This is a genomic window from Erwinia sp. AK-PDG3-5 (genome assembly GCF_056821705.1).
Genome location: NZ_CM165967.1, coordinates 4,595,852 through 4,616,390 on the forward strand (window position 1 = coordinate 4,595,852; position 20,539 = coordinate 4,616,390).

General features: G+C 54.3%; 15 protein-coding genes, 1 rRNA gene and 1 riboswitch. Of the genes, 5 read left to right on the forward strand and 11 right to left on the reverse strand.

The genetic code is table 11. The features are described from left to right. Positions 1–69: 69 nt before the first annotated feature. The 3 genes from AC1UKS_RS21475 to btuB all read right to left on the reverse strand — a co-directional run bounded on the left by AC1UKS_RS21475 (position 70) and on the right by btuB (position 4,655). Positions 70–1,610 (reverse strand): 16S ribosomal RNA (locus AC1UKS_RS21475). 374 nt (positions 1,611–1,984) lie between these two features. Beyond that, a complete protein-coding gene (gene murI / locus AC1UKS_RS21480; protein ID WP_265909345.1) occupies positions 1,985–2,836 on the reverse strand; it encodes a glutamate racemase in 852 nt (283 codons plus the stop codon). After that, on the reverse strand, positions 2,781–4,655 hold the full coding sequence (gene btuB, locus AC1UKS_RS21485; protein ID WP_482435161.1) for a TonB-dependent vitamin B12 receptor BtuB: 1,875 nt from the start codon (positions 4,653–4,655) through the stop codon (positions 2,781–2,783). Before btuB ends, murI begins: the two co-directional genes overlap by 56 nt. A 72-nt stretch (positions 4,656–4,727) precedes the next feature. Next, positions 4,728–4,907, reverse strand: a riboswitch (cobalamin riboswitch). Between the two features lie 124 nt (positions 4,908–5,031). Between btuB and trmA the strand changes: the two genes are divergently transcribed. Next, complete coding sequence (gene trmA / locus AC1UKS_RS21490) at positions 5,032–6,132, forward strand: tRNA (uridine(54)-C5)-methyltransferase TrmA (protein ID WP_053145340.1); 1,101 nt, start codon at positions 5,032–5,034, stop codon at positions 6,130–6,132. Between the two features lie 27 nt (positions 6,133–6,159). On the opposite strand, the gene AC1UKS_RS21495 is transcribed toward trmA, so the two are convergent. Continuing rightward, the gene (locus tag AC1UKS_RS21495) at positions 6,160–6,516 is read right to left on the reverse strand and encodes a YijD family membrane protein (RefSeq protein WP_013200215.1); all 357 of its coding nucleotides are present in this window, start codon (positions 6,514–6,516) and stop codon (positions 6,160–6,162) included. A gap of 11 nt (positions 6,517–6,527) precedes the next feature. Further along, entirely contained in the window at positions 6,528–7,169 is a 642-nt protein-coding gene (gene fabR / locus AC1UKS_RS21500; protein ID WP_041692180.1) for an HTH-type transcriptional repressor FabR, read from the reverse strand. A gap of 201 nt (positions 7,170–7,370) precedes the next feature. Between fabR and sthA the strand changes: the two genes are divergently transcribed. Next, on the forward strand, positions 7,371–8,771 hold the full coding sequence (sthA, locus tag AC1UKS_RS21505; RefSeq protein ID WP_013200213.1) for a Si-specific NAD(P)(+) transhydrogenase: 1,401 nt from the start codon (positions 7,371–7,373) through the stop codon (positions 8,769–8,771). On the opposite strand, the gene oxyR is transcribed toward sthA, so the two are convergent. After that, positions 8,754–9,671 (reverse strand): DNA-binding transcriptional regulator OxyR, encoded by a 918-nt coding sequence (oxyR, locus tag AC1UKS_RS21510; protein WP_013200212.1) that lies wholly within the window; start codon positions 9,669–9,671, stop codon positions 8,754–8,756. The genes sthA and oxyR overlap by 18 nt on opposite strands. Before the next feature lie 135 nt (positions 9,672–9,806). On the opposite strand from oxyR, the gene AC1UKS_RS21515 reads away from it, so the two are divergent. After that, a complete protein-coding gene (locus AC1UKS_RS21515; RefSeq protein WP_482435162.1) occupies positions 9,807–10,538 on the forward strand; it encodes a redoxin family protein in 732 nt (243 codons plus the stop codon). Positions 10,539–10,678: 140 nt separating this feature from the next. Here AC1UKS_RS21515 and argH read toward each other — a convergent pair whose 3' ends face one another. From argH to argC, 4 genes are all read right to left on the reverse strand, one after another. After that, positions 10,679–12,052: an argininosuccinate lyase gene (gene argH / locus AC1UKS_RS21520; protein ID WP_482435163.1), complete on the reverse strand. Its 1,374-nt coding sequence runs from the start codon at positions 12,050–12,052 to the stop codon at positions 10,679–10,681. Positions 12,053–12,135: 83 nt separating this feature from the next. Beyond that, entirely contained in the window at positions 12,136–13,356 is a 1,221-nt protein-coding gene (locus AC1UKS_RS21525; RefSeq protein WP_482435164.1) for an argininosuccinate synthase, read from the reverse strand. A gap of 26 nt (positions 13,357–13,382) precedes the next feature. Further along, positions 13,383–14,159 carry an acetylglutamate kinase gene (gene argB / locus AC1UKS_RS21530; protein ID WP_482435165.1) on the reverse strand — a complete coding sequence of 259 codons (777 nt, stop codon included), beginning with the start codon at positions 14,157–14,159 and terminating at the stop codon, positions 13,383–13,385. Between the two features lie 15 nt (positions 14,160–14,174). Next, positions 14,175–15,179 (reverse strand): N-acetyl-gamma-glutamyl-phosphate reductase, encoded by a 1,005-nt coding sequence (gene argC, locus AC1UKS_RS21535; protein ID WP_482435166.1) that lies wholly within the window; start codon positions 15,177–15,179, stop codon positions 14,175–14,177. A 180-nt stretch (positions 15,180–15,359) separates the two neighbouring features. Between argC and argE the strand changes: the two genes are divergently transcribed. Further along, positions 15,360–16,511 (forward strand): acetylornithine deacetylase, encoded by a 1,152-nt coding sequence (gene argE, locus AC1UKS_RS21540; RefSeq protein WP_053145335.1) that lies wholly within the window; start codon positions 15,360–15,362, stop codon positions 16,509–16,511. Between the two features lie 245 nt (positions 16,512–16,756). After that, positions 16,757–19,408: a phosphoenolpyruvate carboxylase gene (gene ppc, locus AC1UKS_RS21545; RefSeq protein WP_482435167.1), complete on the forward strand. Its 2,652-nt coding sequence runs from the start codon at positions 16,757–16,759 to the stop codon at positions 19,406–19,408. 100 nt (positions 19,409–19,508) lie between these two features. Here ppc and metF read toward each other — a convergent pair whose 3' ends face one another. Then, on the reverse strand, positions 19,509–20,408 hold the full coding sequence (metF, locus tag AC1UKS_RS21550; protein WP_482435168.1) for a methylenetetrahydrofolate reductase: 900 nt from the start codon (positions 20,406–20,408) through the stop codon (positions 19,509–19,511). Between the last annotated feature and the right edge of the window lie 131 nt (positions 20,409–20,539).

Here is a 20,539-nt window from a genome sequence, read left to right on the forward strand (position 1 = left end):
GTTTTTTCTGCTCGTTACTTTTCTATCAGACAATCTGTTGTGGACACTACGCGGGAAGGTATCTTCAGGTAAGGAGGTGATCCAACCGCAGGTTCCCCTACGGTTACCTTGTTACGACTTCACCCCAGTCATGAATCACAAAGTGGTAAGCGCCCTCCCGAAGGTTAAGCTACCTACTTCTTTTGCAACCCACTCCCATGGTGTGACGGGCGGTGTGTACAAGGCCCGGGAACGTATTCACCGTAGCATTCTGATCTACGATTACTAGCGATTCCGACTTCACGGAGTCGAGTTGCAGACTCCGATCCGGACTACGACGCACTTTGTGAGGTCCGCTTGCTCTCGCGAGTTCGCTTCTCTTTGTATGCGCCATTGTAGCACGTGTGTAGCCCTGGCCGTAAGGGCCATGATGACTTGACGTCATCCCCACCTTCCTCCGGTTTGTCACCGGCAGTCTCCTTTGAGTTCCCGACATTACTCGCTGGCAACAAAGGATAAGGGTTGCGCTCGTTGCGGGACTTAACCCAACATTTCACAACACGAGCTGACGACAGCCATGCAGCACCTGTCTCACGGTTCCCGAAGGCACTAAGGCATCTCTGCCGAATTCCGTGGATGTCAAGGCCAGGTAAGGTTCTTCGCGTTGCATCGAATTAAACCACATGCTCCACCGCTTGTGCGGGCCCCCGTCAATTCATTTGAGTTTTAACCTTGCGGCCGTACTCCCCAGGCGGTCGACTTAACGCGTTAGCTCCGGAAGCCACGCCTCAAGGGCACAACCTCCAAGTCGACATCGTTTACGGCGTGGACTACCAGGGTATCTAATCCTGTTTGCTCCCCACGCTTTCGCACCTGAGCGTCAGTCTTTGTCCAGGGGGCCGCCTTCGCCACCGGTATTCCTCCAGATCTCTACGCATTTCACCGCTACACCTGGAATTCTACCCCCCTCTACAAGACTCTAGCCTGCCAGTTTCAAATGCAGTTCCCAGGTTAAGCCCGGGGATTTCACATCTGACTTGACAGACCGCCTGCGTGCGCTTTACGCCCAGTAATTCCGATTAACGCTTGCACCCTCCGTATTACCGCGGCTGCTGGCACGGAGTTAGCCGGTGCTTCTTCTGCGGGTAACGTCAATCGACAGGGTTATTAACCCTGTCGCCTTCCTCCCCGCTGAAAGTACTTTACAACCCGAAGGCCTTCTTCATACACGCGGCATGGCTGCATCAGGCTTGCGCCCATTGTGCAATATTCCCCACTGCTGCCTCCCGTAGGAGTCTGGACCGTGTCTCAGTTCCAGTGTGGCTGGTCATCCTCTCAGACCAGCTAGGGATCGTCGCCTAGGTGAGCCATTACCCCACCTACTAGCTAATCCCATCTGGGCACATCCGATGGTGTGAGGCCCGAAGGTCCCCCACTTTGGTCCGAAGACGTTATGCGGTATTAGCTACCGTTTCCAGTAGTTATCCCCCTCCATCAGGCAGTTTCCCAGACATTACTCACCCGTCCGCCACTCGTCACCCAAGAGCAAGCTCTCTGTGCTACCGTTCGACTTGCATGTGTTAGGCCTGCCGCCAGCGTTCAATCTGAGCCATGATCAAACTCTTCAATTAAAAGTTCGATTTGCTGAAACAAGTTCAGCGATGCTCAAGTGTAAAACGTCATAATGAATTTCATTATGTGTTCACTCTTAAGGCTTGATATTTTTTGCGCCTTGCGACGCTGATATCAATCCTGCGAGTGCCCACACAGATTGTCTGATAAATTGTTAAAGAGCAGTGCCACATAATCTCGTGTGGCGCGGGGTGCAGATATTACGCTTTCCCGCTGAAGAGTCAAGGAATTTTCTCACTTTTCTCTTCCTGACCCGGCAACCTGTAAGTCGTTGTTCCGTGTCAGTGGAGGCGCAGTATAGGGATTTTCTGGAGACTGACAAGTGCTAAATGCAAAAAACTTTTCAACCGATTATTTTTCACTCATAAACCAGCTAAAGCGCCAGTTTTTCGAGCTTTTCGAAGCCGTAACGCTTCAAAACGGGCATTAATTGTACTGCCTGCTCGGTGATGTCCATGCAGAAAGCGATATTGCTGTCGTCAGAAAAAGCCGCCGGGGATTCATTTTCTAATAACCAGGCCGTACGACGCGCTATCGCCGCACCTGAATCCACTAAACGCGTCCCTTCCGGTAAGACTTGTTGTAACTCCTCATTTAATAGAGGGAAGTGGGTACAGCCCAACACCACGGTATCTGGCGGTTCTTTCATTCGCAGCCACGGCTGCAGAATACGGCGTACCTCTTCAAGCGGAACGGGTTTGCCCTGAAGCTTCGCTTCAGCCAGCTCAACCAGCTCGGCCGATCCCAACATTTCCGTTTTGCATTCACTGGCAAAACGCGCCACCAGCTCGTGAGTATAAGGACGCTTTACCGTCCCCCGCGTCGCCAGTAACCCGACGATGCCATTACGGGTCAAACGGGCAGCAGGTTTAATCGCGGGCACGACGCCAACAACAGGGAAGTCAAAACGGGCACGAAGTGCCGGGAGGGTAACGGTACTGGCAGAGTTACAGGCTATCACCACTAACGCCAGCGGGTAGCGACGGGTGACAGCCTCTACGATATCGACAACGCGATGAACGATGAACTCTTCTGACTTTTCACCATAAGGAAAAGCCACGTTATCGAAGGCATAAAGGTAGTGGAGATCCGGCATCAGCTGCCGGAGCTCTTCATAGACTGAAAGCCCACCGACGCCAGAGTCAAAAACCAGCACGGTGGGACGCTCTTTAGAAGGTGTAACTGCCGCTGAGGTAATACTCCCTTCCTGGAGTTTGATAGCCATAAACTGTCTCGTAATCTTTATCGAACAGGTTGGCTATTCTACCACGAACGGTCAGCTGAGACGTGAGCGGATACGAAACGGCGAGATCCCACAGGCTAACGCCACCCAGTTTGACGGTGCGGGTGGTATAAGAGGTATTGAAGTCCTTATCGTAACGCTCGCCCAGGTATTGATAGCTGAGTGACCAGTCAAAATCATAAACCGTGTAATCCAGCTGGTACTTAACCTGCTGCCTGGCACGGCGAACAAGGATTTCGTTAGTATTGCCGTCACGCGGATCAACATAATCATAAGATACGGTATGGCTCAGTGGGCCGGTATCGAATGACGCGGTCGCCTCTACACCTTTAATAGTGGCCTTGGCGATATTGTAATAACGGTAAGTGGTTGGATCGCTATCAATCAGATTATCAATGTCGTTGCGATAACCCGACAGGCGCCAGTTAACCGGACCGGTCAGCCCCTCGAAGCCTCCTTCCCACTGCTTGCTTTTTTCCGGGTCCAGATCGCGGTTACCATAGACTCCACTGTATAACTGGCTGAGGTTTGGCGCCTTAAAGGCGGTACCGTAAGAGGCGAAGACGCTGTAGCCATCAACAAACTCCCACGCGGCACTGGTTTGCCAGGTGTTATGCCAGCCGAAGGTATTGTTGTCATCGCCACGGACTGCCCCTTCCAGCGTGACGCTGCCCAGCTTTTGTTGTGCCGTGGCATACAGGCCCGTGTTACGTTGTTCCTGCCCTTCAGTAACAGTGCTGGTGTTCGGTTCTGACGTTTGCTTCTGCCAGTCCACGCCGGCGCTGACGGTGCCGTAACCGACAGCAACGGTGTTGCCCCATTGCAGGTTGTACTGCTCAACATCATCCAGCGTCGCCGGATCGGCATAACGGCCCAGACGCGGATCGTAATTGTAATCCTTGGTATGGCTGTAGCTGGCAATCAGCTGAGTAGAATAGATGTCACGATTAAAGCGCAGCCCGGTATCCCACGTCTGGCTGTAAAGCTGACGGGTATCAACCAGTGCGCCGGGAACGTCGTAACTGAGGCTGCTATCGTACGCGGTGCGGTTGTCATAACCATAGCCACGCACAAAACCGCTCAGCTCGTCCGTAAACTGTTGTTCTACCGAGCCGTAGAGGGATTTACTCATAAATCCATCACGATCTTTCTGTGCCGGGTCCCCGTAGACATCAGGATAGTTGGCGACCACGTCATAACCTTTGGTATAGGTATAGTTACCTGCCAGGGTCACCCGGGTATTCGGCCCAAGCATCTGCTGGGTGGAACCGTCATAAGACTGATAGCCATTCGAGCCGACGCCGGCGGTCAGCGTCGTACCTGGCTTGCTGCGACCGGTAATAATATTAACCACACCACCAATCGCATCTGAGCCGTATACGGCAGAACGCGCGCCACGGACGTATTCAATACGCTGGACAAGTGAAATAGGGATCTGGCTGAGGTCGGAAGAGCCGCTGATACCGGCCTGGTTCAGACGGATACCATCAATCAGGATCAACACATGACTGGAGTTGGTGCCACGAATAAACAGCGAGCTCTGCTGGCCCAGCCCGCCGTTTTGCGCGATATCAACACCGGGCAGACGACGCATCACATCCGCGACGCTTTTAGACTGCCAACGGTCAATTTCTTCCCGGGTGACAACCGTAGTCGGCGCTAATACCGAGGAGACAGGCTGCGCAAAACGATTCGCCGTGGTGACCAGCGTATTATCCGCATCATGCGCAAAGCCATTTTGCGCCCAGAGGGAAATCGCCGTTGCGCTAAAAGCCAACAGTGGGGTTTTATTAATTATCATTTTTGACAAAGCATCCATAAATTCATGCAGGATGCCGCAGGCCTGCGACCGATAGCACGCGATGGTCACAGGAATTGCGACGTAATACCGGCAGGTCTTCGGGCTCGGAATCATAAATGGCGAAGACTTCCCATCCGAAGACAGTGTCTGAATTACGTTCGCCAAGACATTCCCTACCGCTGCGCGTCAGCTCCAGCTTGGTACTGGATTCCCTTTTAACTGTTTGAAAGGCCGGAAATCGCATCTTATGTTCAACAATGAGAGAAGTCCAGATATCCAGACATCCAAAACCCAGCGAAACTGCACAATACTGGACATTGAGTGCCAGATGCCTACAATCGCCCGGCAATAAAAGCCCTTCAACCCAGGAAAACGCATGACGCCCGAACAGCTGCCCATTGAACACTATGATGCCCAACTTGAGGAAAAGGTTACCCGTCTGCAGACGTTGATGACCCCGTTTGCGGCTCCGGAAGTTGACGTATTTCGTTCACCGGTCAGCCATTACCGTATGCGCGCGGAGTTTCGTCTCTGGCACGAAGGGGATGACCTGTATCACATCATCTTTGATCAACAGACCCGCGAGCGGATTCGGGTTGACAGTTTCCCGGCGGCCAGCCAGTTAATCAATGCGCTGATGCCACGCCTGATTGACGCCGTTCGCGATAACAAAACGCTGCGCCACAAGCTTTTCCAGGTAGATTATCTGTCCACGCTGAGCAACCAGATCGTGGTTTCGATGCTGTATCATCGTGCTCTGACCGAAGAGTGGCAGCAGGAAGCGGAAGCCCTGCGGGATGCGCTGCGGGCAGAAGGTTTTGACGTACAGCTGATTGGTCGCGCCACCAAGACCAAAATCTGCCTGGATCGCGATTACGTTGATGAGTGCTTACCAGTTGCCGGAAAAGACATTATCTATCGTCAGGTCGAAAACAGCTTCACCCAGCCGAATGCGGCGATGAATATTCAGATGCTGGAGTGGGCGCTGGAGGTCACCAAAGATTCTTCCGGGGATTTACTGGAGCTGTATTGCGGTAACGGCAATTTCTCGCTGGCGCTGGCCCGCAACTTTAACCGCGTGCTGGCCACTGAAATCGCGAAACCGTCGGTGGCTTCGGCTCAGTACAATATTGCGGTGAACAATATTGATAACGTGCAGATCATCCGCATGTCAGCGGAAGAGTTTACCGAAGCAATGAAAGGGAAGCGCCAGTTCAGGCGTCTGGAAGGCATCGATCTGCAGAGCTATCAGTGCGAGACGATTTTCGTCGATCCGCCGCGCAGTGGGCTGGATGCCGATACGGTGAAAATGGTGCAGGCTTACCCGCGCATCCTTTATATCTCCTGCAACCCACAAACGCTGTGCGAAAACCTGGCCACGCTGTCAGAAACGCACACGGTTGAGAAGCTGGCGCTGTTCGATCAGTTCCCGTATACGCACCATATGGAGTGCGGCGTTCTGCTGACCCGACGCTGAGCATTTGGGCGACCTCAGTCGCCCATTTTACTCCTGGCTTTTGCGCGTACGCAGCTTAAGTCCAATCCAGAACACCAGCGCTACCATCAGGATGGTCGGAATAAAGTTAGAGCCGATTTCCGGATATTCAGCGCGTACAATGGCACTGTAAAGCAGGATACCAAGCAGGAAAAAAGCGGCGGCCAGGGAAGGCATGCCATCCGGCATTGAGCGATTAAGATAGCGTTGATGCAGGCACCAGGCCGCCAGGCCAAGCGCGATAAGCGGAAAAATTGAGAACGGCACAAGGGAACTGAATAACACCGAAAACGTCCCGTTGATCGACAAACCGGTAAGAAATGCCAGCAACAGCGTACCTCTGTCACGGCCAGGCGCTAAACTCATGTCACTTTCCTTTAGTCATGGGATTCCAGCGTTACCGCCAGCCTCTCCTGTTCACGACGATACCAGTAATAAGCCCCTTTCGAAATCATCCGCAGCTGCAACACCAGCCGTTCTTCCAGCTGACGACGCTGATCGATATCGATATCCAGCGCTTCCGCACCGGCGTTAAACACGATAATGACCATGGCTTCCGCCTGAGCTTCGGTGAAGCTGCGCGGCATGCGGTTTTCAATCTCAAGGTAATCCGCCAGCTCGGCGATAAAATGCTGAATTTCCCGGGCCACCGCAGCACGAAATGCCGCCGAGGTACCTGAACGTTCCCGCAGCAACAGGCGGAATGCGTTGGGATTGTTGCCAATAAACTCCATAAATGTGGAGACGGAGGTGCGAATGACGCTGCCCCCTTTGGCGATGCGTTGACGCGCCTGGCGCATCAACTGGCGTAGCATCAGACCACTTTCATCGACCATGGTTAGCCCTAACTCATCTACATCACGAAAATGACGGTAGAATGACGTCGGTGCGATCCCCGCTTCCCTGGCGACTTCTCTCAGACTCAGGCTGGCAAAACTCCGCTCGGCACTTAGTTGACTAAATGCCGCTTCAATCAGCGAACGTCTTGTCCGTTCTTTCTGCTGTGCTCTGACGCCCATGGTAGTCATGTTTGTGCCTGTTTTACTTAGCTGATCGGCACTATAACAAAAATTTCAGCGTACAGTGGCATCTAGTTTGTGAGCGCCTGTTAACCCCACGCTTTGACAAATGATGGCAAAAAAGTCGGTTAGAATTGGGAAGTCGTCATCGGGATGTTAGAATCTCGTTGAAAAATTGTATAAAAAATAGGACGTATTGGTATGCAACAGTCTTATGATTACGACGCCATTGTGATTGGTTCAGGTCCTGGCGGTGAGGGAGCCGCGATGGGCCTGCTGAAACAGGGTGCCCGCATCGCCGTTATCGAGCGCTATCACAACATCGGTGGCGGCTGTACGCATTGGGGAACCATTCCATCCAAAGCACTGCGTCACGCAGTCAGCCGTATTATCGAGTTCAACCAGAACCCGCTTTACAGCGATCAGACCCGTCTGTTGCGCTCCTCGTTTGCCGACATCCTTAACCACACTGAAAACGTGATTAGCCAGCAAACCCGTATGCGCCAGGGATTCTATGAACGTAACCGCTGCGAACTGTATCAGGGCGATGCACGCTTTATCGATGCCAACACCATTGAAATTGCGTCCCACGACGGTAGCCTGGAGCGCCTGACGGCAGAGAAATTTGTCATCGCCTGCGGTTCACGCCCTTACCATCCTGCAGACGTCGACTTTACCCATCCTCGGGTTTACGACAGCGACTCCATTCTTAACCTGCACCATGAACCCGGCCACGTCATTATTTATGGCGCTGGGGTGATTGGCTGTGAGTACGCCTCAATCTTCCGTGGCCTGAACGTGAAGGTCGATTTGATTAACACCCGCGACCATCTGCTGGCGTTCCTCGATCAGGAAATTTCGGATTCGCTTTCCTACCACTTCTGGAACAGCGGCGTGGTTATTCGCCACAACGAAGAGTTCGAGAAGATTGAAGGCGTCAGTGACGGAGTGATTATGCACCTGAAGTCAGGCAAGAAAGTGAAAGCTGACTGCCTGCTTTACGCCAACGGACGTACCGGTAACACCGATTCGCTGTCGCTGGAAAATGTCGGTCTGGAAGCGGATGGCCGTGGATTGCTGAAAGTGAACAGCATGTATCAGACCGCCCAACCGCATATTTACGCGGTGGGTGATGTGATTGGCTACCCAAGTCTGGCCTCTGCGGCTTACGATCAGGGCCGTATTGCGGCACAAGCGCTGATTAAAGGCGAAGCCAATGCCCACCTGATTGAAGACATCCCTACCGGGATTTATACCATCCCTGAGATCAGCTCTGTCGGCAAAACGGAACAGCAGCTGACGGCGATGAAGGTGCCATACGAAGTCGGTCGTGCGCAATTTAAGCATCTGGCGCGTGCGCAGATTGTCGGGATGAATGTCGGGAGCCTGAAAATTCTCTTCCACCGCGAAACCAAAGAGATCCTCGGCATCCACTGCTTCGGTGAGCGTGCTGCGGAGATCATTCACATCGGCCAGGCCATCATGGAACAGAAGAACGGCGGCAACACGATCGAGTACTTCGTGAATACCACCTTCAACTATCCCACCATGGCCGAAGCCTACCGCGTGGCGGCATTAAACGGTTTAAACCGCCTGTTTTAACGCCGGGCCCATATAGTTTTGCATATGGACTTTGATTGCCTCTGCCAGCTGCTCATAGCGGCCGCGCAGTGGCGATCCCGGGCGATAAACCAGCGCGATAGTACGCTGCGGGACAGGTTTGTAGCACGGCAGATAGCAAACCCCGTCGCGCACGCGTTCTTTCGGTACGGCTAACGCAGGTAACAGCGTAATGCCGCTGCCTGCTGCCACCATATTGCGCAACGTCTCCAGACTGGTCGCACGGAAGTGGGTATCTTCATCTGCGCCTGCCTGGAAGCAGAATCCCATCGCCTGATCGCGTAAGCAGTGCCCGTCTTCCAGCATCAACAGCTTTTCACCGGCCAAATCGGACATCGGTACACGATCGCGATCGCGCCATGGGTGATCCTGATAAATCGCCAGCTTCATCGGCTCGTCAAACAACGGCACTTCAATAAAGGCTTCTGACTCTTTCACCAGCGCCAGAATGGCACAATCCAGCTTCCCGCTATCCAGCTGAGCCAGCAACTGCTGGGTCTGCGCTTCGTGCAGGTACATTTCCAACTTAGGGAAGGTTTTGTGCAGGTTGGGGACGATCTGCGGCAACAAATACGGCCCGACAGTCGGTATCAGCCCGATATGCATTGGCCCGGACATCTCTTCGCCTTGCTGGCTGGCCATCTCCTTTAGCACTTTCACTTCACGTAAAACCGTACGCGCCTGATCGACCAGCAACAGTCCAGCCTGGGTAAACAGCACCTTACGACTGGTTCGCTCGAGTAACATCACGCCAAGCTCATCTTCGAGCTTGCGGATCTGGCCGCTCAGGGTGGGTTGGCTGACATGGCAGGAATCTGCTGCACGTCGAAAATGACGATGTTCGGCCAACGCTACCAGGTATTCAAGATCACGAATATTCATTTTATCCTCCGGGCCACGATAGTCCGTGGCGATAGATAGGATAGCAATCAACGATTATCCCTATCAAGCGCAGATGGCAATAATGTCCCCCGTTCGCGAGATAAATCAATTTTTAAGAAATTACAGAGGGTATTTATGTTTGCTAGTCAGGAAGGTAAGTCAGTCCCGCAGGTCACTTTTCATACTCGTCAGGGCGATAACTGGGTAGATATTACGACTGATGAGCTTTTCAAAGATAAAACCGTCATTCTGTTTTCGCTGCCGGGTGCCTTTACCCCAACCTGCTCTTCCAGCCATTTACCACGTTACAACGAACTGTCTGACGTCTTTAAAAAGCACGGCGTTGATAGCATTCTCTGTGTGTCGGTAAACGACACCTTTGTGATGAATGCCTGGAAAGCCGATCAGCACGCCTCGAACATTACGTTTATTCCCGATGGTAACGGTGATTTTACCCGTGGCATGGAGATGCTGGTTGAGAAAGCCGACCTCGGCTTTGGCCCACGTTCATGGCGTTACTCCATGCTGGTGCGCAACGGCGTGGTAGAAAAAATGTTTGTTGAACCCAACAAGCCGGGCGACCCGTTTGAAGTGTCTGATGCTGACACCATGCTGCGCTATCTGGCACCGGAGTTTAAGGTGCAGGAGTCCGTCTCGCTGTTCACCAAGCCAGGCTGTTCATTCTGCGCTAAGGCCAAGCAGATGCTGCAGGATCGCGGTATTCAGTACGAGGAAATTGTGCTGGGCCAGGACGCGACAACCGTCAGCCTTCGCGCCGTAACGGGCCGTGCAACGGTGCCACAGGTGTTTATCGGTGGACGCCACATTGGTGGCAGTGACGATCTGGAAAAGTTTTTTGTAGCCTGAGAACCTGAGCAGAACGGGTGATGCCTGCATGACCCGTTCTCTTATGTGCCGAGAACGTATAATAAAGTCGAATCTTATTTGGCGGACCATGGGTCCGCCTTTTTTCGTGGGAGGGAAAACGCTTCCCGCTCGGGCGCACCTTAAATCAGACGATTTTTCGCATCAGTAATTGCCAGCGACACCTGATGAGGAGAAACACCGCCCTTGGCATTACGCTTGTCCAGGCAGGATTGCAGTGACAGGAACGGATAGACATCTTCGGCAATCACGCTGCTGTAAGCCTGCAACTCCGTCAGCTTAAGTGCTTCCAGCGCCACGCCTTTCGCAATCGCCGCCACCACCACTTCACCGACAACATGGTGAGCTTCACGGAACGGCACGCCTTTGCTGACCAGATAATCCGCCAGTTCGGTTGAGTTAGCGTAACCCTGTTCTGCCGCTTCCTGGCAACGTGGACGTTTCACCTGAATACCATCCAGCACCAGCGCCGCCATATGCAGGCAGTCTGACCAGGTGTCCAACGCGTCGAACAGGCCTTCTTTGTCTTCCTGCATGTCTTTATTGTAAGCCAGCGGCAGACCTTTCAGGGTCATCATCATGCCGGTCAGCGCGCCCTGTACACGGCCACATTTGCCACGGATCAGTTCCAGTGCATCCGGGTTTTTCTTCTGAGGCATCAGGGAAGAACCGGAAGTCACGCGGTCGGATAGCTCTACAAAGCCCGCTTCACCGGTGTTAAAGAAGATCAGGTCTTCTGCGAAACGCGACAGATGCACCATGCCGATTGAGGCATTGGACAGCAGTTCCAGCACGTGATCGCGGTCAGACACCGTGTCCAGACTGTTACGGGTGGCGGAGGCAAAGCCCAACCAGCCGGCCAGCTGCTCACGATCGATTTCGTATGCGGTTCCGGCTAATGCGCCACAGCCTAACGGGCTGACATCCAGGCGCTTCAGCGTATCCTGCAGTCGGCTTTCATCGCGCGCCAGCATTTCCACATACGCCAGGCACCAGTGCGCAAAGGTCACCGGCTGAGCGCGTTGCAGGTGGGTGTAACCCGGCATCACCGCATCCTGGTTTGCTTCCGCAGTGGCCACCAGCGCCTGCTGCAACTGGCGGGAAGCGATCAGCAATTCGCTGACCTGCGCTTTACACCACAATTTCAGATCGGTCGCCACCTGGTCATTACGGCTGCGTCCGGTATGGAGCTTTTTGCCCAGTGCGCCGACCTTCTCGATCAGGCGTCCCTCAACATAGCTGTGAATATCTTCTGCATCGCTTTCAAGGATTTGCTGCGGATTAGCACGTACCTCTTCCAGCAATACCGTCAGCGCGCTTTCCAGCTGCTGCTGCTCTTCTGCTGTCAGAACATTGACCGTCACCAGCGCTTTGGACCAGGCAACGGATCCGACAATATCCTGCTCTGCCAGACGATAGTCGAAGCGCAGCGAGTCATTAAACTGTTTGAAACGTTGATCTGCTGCCTGAGTAAACCGTCCACCCCAAAGTGCCATGTCAGTGCTCCATTAATTCGTTTGGTGAGAGTAAATTTTAGCGAGGCGCCAGAGAGGATCTCCCTGGCGCGATTGGCCTGAACTCAGGCCTTGTTCTTTTCGTTCAGCGCACGGATGCGAGAAGAAAGGGAGAACAGACGGATGAAGCCACCCGCGTGACGATGATCGTACACTTCATCTTCGCCGAAGGTCGCGAACTCTTCAGAATAGAGGCTGTTAGCCGATTTCTTCTGCGTTGCCGTCACGGTGCCTTTGTACAGCTGCAGCACCACTTCGCCGTTCACGTCTTCAGCCAGTGACTCAGCCGCCGCCTGGATGGATTTGCGCAGTGGCGCGAACCAGCGACCGTCGTAAACCACATACGACATCTCATGGCCCAACTGCTCACGCCACTTGAAGCTGTCACGGTCCAGAACCAGCTGCTCTACGGCGCGCAGTGCGTTCACCATGATGGTGCCGCCTGGGGTTTCATAGCAGCCGCGGGATTTAATGCCGACCAGACGGTTTTCCACGATGTCGATACGGCCAACGCCGTGTTTAGCACCGATTACGTTCAGCGCGTCCAGACACTGGAACGGGCTCATCGCTTTACCGTTAATCGCAACAACGCGGCCTTTCTCAACAGTCACAGTCACCTGCTCCGGCTGATCTGGCGCTTCCAGCGGATCGACGGTCCACACCCAGCAATCTTTATTCGGTGCATTCCATGGGCTTTCCAGCACGCCGCCTTCGGTAGAGATATGCCAGGCGTTTTCATCACGGCTGTAGATCTTTTCCAGAGAGGCGGTGGTTGGGATGTTGCGCTCTTTCAGGTAGTCCAGCAGGGCTTCACGGGAACGCAGGTTCCACTCACGCCATGGCGCAACCACTTTCAGCTGTGGTGCCAGCGCGGTATAGGTGGTTTCAAAACGCACCTGGTCGTTACCCTTACCGGTCGCTCCGTGGCACAACGCATCGGCACCCACTTTCAACGCCAGCTCAACCTGCGCTTTAGCGATGATTGGACGCGCCATTGAGGTGCCCAGCAGATAGGTGCCTTCATACAAGGCACCGGTCTGCAGCACGGGGTAAACGTATTCGCTGATGAACTCTTCACGCAGATCGACGACGTGACATTCGGACGCGCCTGACTGCAGCGCTTTCTGCTCAACGCCTTCAAGATCGCCACGCTCCTGACCGATATCAGCCACAAATGCGACCACTTCACAGCCGCCGTAGTTCTCTTTCAGCCATGGAATGATGGCGGAGGTATCCAGACCACCGGAGTAAGCCAGAACGATTTTTTTGATGCTCTTGTCTTGCATTGTCTTTTCCTTGAATCCGTTTCTGATTAAGCGAGGATCCGGGTGCCAATTGACACGCCGTTAAATAGGATCGGCAGCTGCTCAGCATGACGCCAGCTGGCGATATCCACTGGACGGCCCAGCGTGCGGGCAGCGTCCAGGGCTGCATTGACTTTGACAATCATACCGTCAGTGATCACGCCTTCAGCAATCAACTTCTCAGCTTTGGCGGCGGTCATCTCTTCGATACGCTGTCCCTTGCCGTCGAGGATGCCACTGACATCCGACAGCAGGATTAAATCGGCACCCAGGGTGGCCGCCAATGCGGTCGCAGCCTGGTCGGCGTTGACGTTCATTAACTTACCATCCTGAGTGATGCCGATGGAACTGATCACTGGCAGGAAACCGGCGGTCAGCAGAGTATTAATTAACACCGGCGAACCTGGCGTGGCCAGACCCACGTGGCCGAGTTCTTCGTCGAAGGCTTCCACGTTAACGCTGCTGCCGTCGCCCAGGCAGAGGCCAACCGCCTCAATACCGTGCTTTTTCGACCAGGCCAGCAGGGTTTTGTTTGCGGTTCCCGCCAGCGCGCCGGTAATAATGTCGATCTGATCCGCAGGCGTGACGCGCAGGCCATTTTTCTTTTTCACCGGCAGCGAGAGCTTGCTCATCAGCTCATCCACCAGGCAGCCACCGCCGTGCACAATCAGCAGTGGACGTTGATGCTCAGCCCGGTAGGCCACCAGCGCGCCAAACAGGCGCTCCAGCGCCTCTTCGCTATCCAGCAGTACGCCACCGAGTTTAATAATCAAAGGAGTCGTCATAATCTTCTTCACCGATTAAATAAGTGACTGCGTTTCCGGGAAGCCGAAACGAATATTCAGGCATTGCACTGCCTGTGAGGAAGCGCCTTTTAACAGGTTATCTTCTGCCGATACCACAATCAGGTGTTCACCCTTCACCGCAAAGCCGATGTCGCAGAATGGCAGACCAACAACACCCTTAATGGACGGCACGCCTTGGTCGTAAACACGCACCAGTGGCTTATCGTGATAGGCATTATGGAACGCTTCTGCCACGTCGTCGGCGGTCACACCTGCTTTTAACCGGCAGGTGGTGGTGGCCAGAATACCGCGCGGGAAGTTGCCCAGATGCGGGGTGAAGATCACCGGCACACCGAGGTGCGCTTCGATTTCTGGGTGATGACGATGGGTGAAAATACCGTACGGCTGCAGGCTGACTTCACAGAAGCTGGTGCCGACCGCCGCTTTGCGCCCTGCTCCGCTCACGCCGCTGGTGGCGTTGATCACTGGCCATTGCGCATCGTTCAGCAGGCCCGCTTCGACCAGCGGCTTTAAGGCCAGCTGGGCAGCGGTAGGATAGCAACCCGGCACCGCAATCAGCTGCGCTTCTTTAATGTTGTCATGCTGCCACTCGGCGAGACCATATACCGCTTTTTCCAGCCAGTCCTGATGCTGATGCGGGAAGCCGTAGTAGTCTGTGAAGAAGCTTTGATCGTTCACGCGGAAAGCAGCGGAGAGATCGAATACCACACAACCCGCGGCGAGGAACTCTGGCGCAAGGTCATGGCTGACTTCGTGAGCGGTCGCCAGAAAAACGACGTCCACTTTATCGGCATACTGCGAGGCGCTGCTCAGAGGCTGCAGCGGCATATCGAGGATGCCTTTCAGCTGCGGATGAAGATCGGAAAGTAATTTTCCTGCGTCCGGGCTTTGCGCTGAAACCGCCAAAGCGGTTATGTTCACCTGTGGATGACGATTCAGGTAGGTCGCAAGCTCTACGCCAGCATAACCACTGGCACCAACAATCAGCGTATTCAACATCAGACTGACACCTTTTTCTGGTCTCAAATTTCCGGGCTGCAGCGAATTTTCGCTGTCTTCCCACGCAAGCGGCGCTGGACGATGGAGTAATTTGTGGTTTCCATCCGCACGCCGTTAATGTATTTTTATTCACTATTAATGCATGAATATGACACTATCCTAACTCAAGGAATGGCAACAGTGAAGACAAAATTACCCCCTTTTATCGAGTTATACCGTGAGTTGATTGCCACACCGTCGATCAGCGCAACCGATATTGCCATCGATCAGAGTAATGAAACTTTAATCAATTTGCTGGCAGGCTGGTTCCGTGACCTTGGCTTCAGCGTTGAAGTGCAACCGGTGCCCGGCACGCGCCACAAATTCAATATGCTGGCCAGAACCGGAAACGGCGCGGGCGGCCTGCTGCTCGCCGGTCATACCGATACCGTTCCGTTCGACGATGGCCGCTGGACGCGCGATCCGTTCACCCTGACCGAGCATGACAACAAGCTGTACGGTCTGGGCACCGCCGACATGAAAGGCTTCTTTGCCTTTATTTTAGATACGCTGCGTGATGTTGACGTGACCAAACTGGAAAAGCCGCTCTACATCCTCGCCACCGCCGATGAAGAAACCACCATGGCCGGTGCGCAGTATTTCTCTGAAAACACCACCATCCGCCCGGACTGCGCGATTATTGGTGAGCCCACCTCACTGAAACCGGTGCGTGCTCATAAGGGTCATTTATCTCAGTCGATCCGCATTCAGGGCCAGTCGGGTCACTCAAGCGATCCGGCGCGTGGCGTCAATGCGATTGAGCTGATGCATGAGTCTATTACTCACCTGATGGGCCTGCGTAATACGCTGAAAGAGCGCTATCACCACGATGGCTTTGCCATCCCGTATCCGACCATGAACTTTGGCTATATCAACGGCGGCGATGCGCCAAACCGTATTTGTGCCTGCTGCGAGATGTATATGGATATTCGTCCGTTGCCGGGCCTGTCACTGCAGGATCTGGAAGGTTTGCTGAATGATGCGCTAGCCCCGGTGAGTGAACGCTGGCCAGGCCGGGTGACGATTGGCGAATTGCATCCACCCATCCCGGGCTACGAATGTCCGCGCAACCATCAGCTGGTGCAGGTAGTGGAAAAATTACTGGGAACCGAAACCGAAGTGGTGAACTACTGTACCGAAGCGCCGTTCATTCAGACGCTGTGCCCAACGCTGGTTTTGGGCCCGGGATCGATCGATCAGGCGCACCAGCCGGACGAATATATCGACACCGCATTTATTAAACCCACCCGCGAATTGATCGCTCAGGTTGTGCAGCATTTTTGCCATCACTAAATCACATTTGGGGCAATTCACTGCTGAAACAGCGTGTTGCCCCTGATTTGTTCCGTCTTTCATGATAAGAATAACTTATCTCACTTGCCTGTAATTAAATTTCATAAATTACCGACATTTAGCCGCTGTAGCCGCCAGATTTAAGTCATTTGACGAATGGTAACGAACGTGGCTAGATAAAAGGCAAAGTTATGCCGGCAACGGTGAAATAAAGTGACAAAAACAAGAAGGGTGTCAGGGGTCATATGAACGAACAATATTCCGCAATGCGAAGTAATGTCAGTATGCTCGGCAAACTGCTCGGGGATACGATTAAGGATGCACTTGGAGAGAACATCCTGGAGCGGGTAGAAACCATCCGCAAACTCTCGAAGTCATCACGTGCGGGAAATGACGCCCACCGTAAAGAATTGCTGTCAACGCTGCAAAACCTGTCGAATGATGAGCTGCTGCCTGTTGCACGCGCCTTCAGCCAGTTTTTGAATCTGACTAACGTTGCCGAGCAGTACCATACGATTTCCCCGAAGGGTGAAGGGGCCAATCACCCGGAAATGCTGACCAAAGTGTTTGATCGCCTGAAGCAGCAACCTCATCTGACCGAAACCTCGATCCGTGGAGCCATCGAATCACTGTCACTGGAACTGGTGCTGACTGCCCACCCGACGGAGATCACCCGTCGCACCTTGATCCACAAACTGGTTGAAGTGAACAGCTGCCTGAAGCAGCTCGATCATAACGATCTTTCTGATTACGACCGATCGCAGATTATGCGCCGCCTGCGCCAGCTGGTTGCTCAGGCCTGGCATACCGATGAAATCCGTAAATACCGCCCTTCCCCGGTTGATGAAGCCAAATGGGGCTTCGCCGTGGTCGAAAACAGCCTGTGGGAAGGCGTGCCTAACTTCCTGCGCGAACTGAATGAGCAGGTTGAAGCCTCGTTCGGCGTCAAGCTGCCGGTGGATTTCGTGCCGATCAAGTTCACTTCGTGGATGGGCGGCGACCGCGACGGCAACCCGAACGTCACCGCCGATATCACCCGCCATGTGCTGCAGCTCAGCCGCTGGAAAGCGACCGACCTGTTCCTGCGTGATATCGCCGTGCTGGTGTCAGAGCTGTCGATGTCTGAATGTACGCCAGAAGTGCGTGAGCTGTGTGGTAACCCGGAAGCACTGGAACCTTACCGCGAGATAATGAAAAACCTGCGTGGTCAGCTGATGAGCACCCAGGCCTACCTGGAACGTCGTCTGAAGGGCGAACGTCTGCCGCGCCCGGCTGACCTGTTGATCTCCAACGACCAGTTGTGGGATCCGCTGTACACCTGTTATCAGTCCCTGCAGGCCTGCGGCATGGGCATCATTGCCAATGGCCAGCTGCTGGATACGCTGCGCCGCGTGAAGTGCTTCGGCGTGCCTTTGGTGCGCATTGATATCCGTCAGGAAAGCACCCGCCACACTGAAGCCATTGCCGAAATCACCCGCTTCCTCGGTCTGGGCGATTATGAAAGCTGGTCAGAAGCCGACAAACAGGCGTTCCTGATCCGGGAACTGAATTCAAAACGTCCGCTGCTACCGCGCAACTGGGAGCCAAGTGCCGATACGCGTGAGGTGCTTGAAACCTGCCGCGTCGCCGCTGAAGTGCCGAAAGGTTCGATTGCCGCTTACGTTATCTCGATGGCCAAAGTGCCGTCCGACGTGCTGGCGGTACATTTGCTGCTGAAAGAAGCCGGTATCCCGTTCACCATGCCGGTAGCACCGCTGTTTGAAACGCTGGATGACCTGAACAATGCCAATGACGTGATGAGCCAGCTGCTCAACATCGACTGGTATCGCGGCATCATTCAGGGCAAGCAGATGGTAATGATTGGCTACTCTGACTCGGCGAAAGATGCCGGCGTGATGGCCGCAAGCTGGGCGCAGTACGAAGCGCAGGATGCATTAATCAAAACCTGTGAGAAAGCCGGCATCGCCCTGACGTTGTTCCATGGACGCGGTGGCTCTATCGGCCGTGGCGGCGCACCTGCCCATGCGGCATTGCTGTCCCAGCCTCCGGGCAGCCTGAAAGGTGGCCTGCGCGTGACCGAACAGGGCGAGATGATCCGCTTTAAATACGGTCTGCCAGAAGTCACTATCAGCAGCCTGTCGCTGTATACCGGTGCCATTCTGGAAGCCAACCTGTTGCCGCCGCCGGAGCCAAAGAAAGCGTGGTGCCGCATTATGGACCAACTGTCTGCGGACTCTTGCGAGATGTATCGTGGCTACGTGCGTGAAAACAAAGATTTCGTGCCTTACTTCCGCTCGGCAACGCCGGAGCAGGAGCTGGGCAAGTTGCCTCTGGGTTCCCGTCCAGCCAAACGCCGTGCAAGCGGTGGCGTTGAGTCGTTGCGTGCGATTCCGTGGATCTTTGCCTGGACGCAGAACCGCCTGATGCTGCCCGCCTGGCTGGGTGCCGGTGCCGCGCTGCAAAAAGCGATGGAAGCCGGTAATCAGGATGAGCTGGAAACCATGTGTCGCGACTGGCCGTTCTTCTCAACCCGCGTCGGCATGCTGGAGATGGTGTTTTCGAAAGCTGACCTGTGGCTGGCCGAATATTACGATCAGCGCCTGGTCGAACCGTCGTTGTGGCCGCTGGGCAAACAGCTGCGCGATCAGCTGGACTCAGACATCAAAGCCATCCTGACTATCGCCAACGATGCGCACCTGATGGCCGATCAGCCATGGATTGCCGAATCGATTGCCTTGCGTAACGTCTACACCGATCCGCTCAACGTTCTGCAGGCAGAACTGCTCCACCGTTCACGTCAGCAGGAAGCGAAAGGCGAACCGGTCGATCCGCACGTAGAGCAAGCGCTGATGGTCACCATTGCTGGCGTGGCTGCCGGCATGCGTAACACCGGCTAAGCCGCAGTCGGGAGGCTCAGGCCTCCCGCAATTTCTGCAGCGGGCAACGCCCATAAAAAAAGACGCCCACGGGCGTCTTTTTTTCTTTATTGCATCCGTTTCAGACGACGTCACCGCGCGGGCGAACGCCCAGCGTGTGGCAGATAGCGTAGCTCAGCTCTGCGCGATTCAAGGTGTAGAAATGGAAATCCTTCACCCCTTCACGGCTGAGGATCTTCACCATATCCATGGCGACGTTGGCGCCAACCATTTTGCGCGTTTCAGGATCGTCGTCCAGCCCTTCAAACATGCTGGTCATCCAGCCCGGCACGCGCACGTTAGTCATGGTGGCAAAACGCTGCAGCTGCTTAAAGTTTGAAACCGGCAGAATGCCCGGGACGATTTCCACATCAATACCGGCGGTCACGCAGCGATCGCGGAAACGCAGATAGCTTTCCACGTCGAAGAAGAACTGGGTGATGGCACGGTTGGCACCGGCATCGACCTTACGCTTAAGGTTGATCAGGTCAGCCTGCGCGCTTTTCGCTTCCGGATGGACTTCCGGATAGGCGGCAACAGAGATATCAAAATCCCCAACGTCTTTCAGCAGGCCGACCAGATCGGCACCGTACATTTCCGGCTTACCGCTGCCCGGTGGCAGGTCACCCCGCAACGCCACGATATGGCGAATACCGTTGTTCCAGTAATCCTGGGCGATGGTGCGCAGCTCGTCGCGAGTGGCATCCACACAGGTCAGATGCGGTGCCGCTTCCAGCCCGGTGCGATCCTTAATGCCTTTGATAATGCTGTGGGTACGGTCACGTTCGCCGGAGTTGGCGCCGTAGGTCACCGACACAAATTTAGGTTTCAGGCTGCTAAGACGATCGATAGAGTTCCACAGAGTTTGTTCCATTTCACTGGTACGCGGCGGGAAAAATTCAAAAGAGACGTTAATTTGCCCGTTCAGTTCGGCCAGATTCTGGTTCAGCGCGTCGCGCTGATTGGCGTGGAAAAAACTCATACCTGCTTACCTCATCGATCGCTGCAATAGAATAAAAACCCCTCACCGAACATCCATACGTTTAGACGTCCAGACATTCAAAATGAACGAAATCGCTTATTCAGTCAACAGATAGTTGGTCAACATGCGTG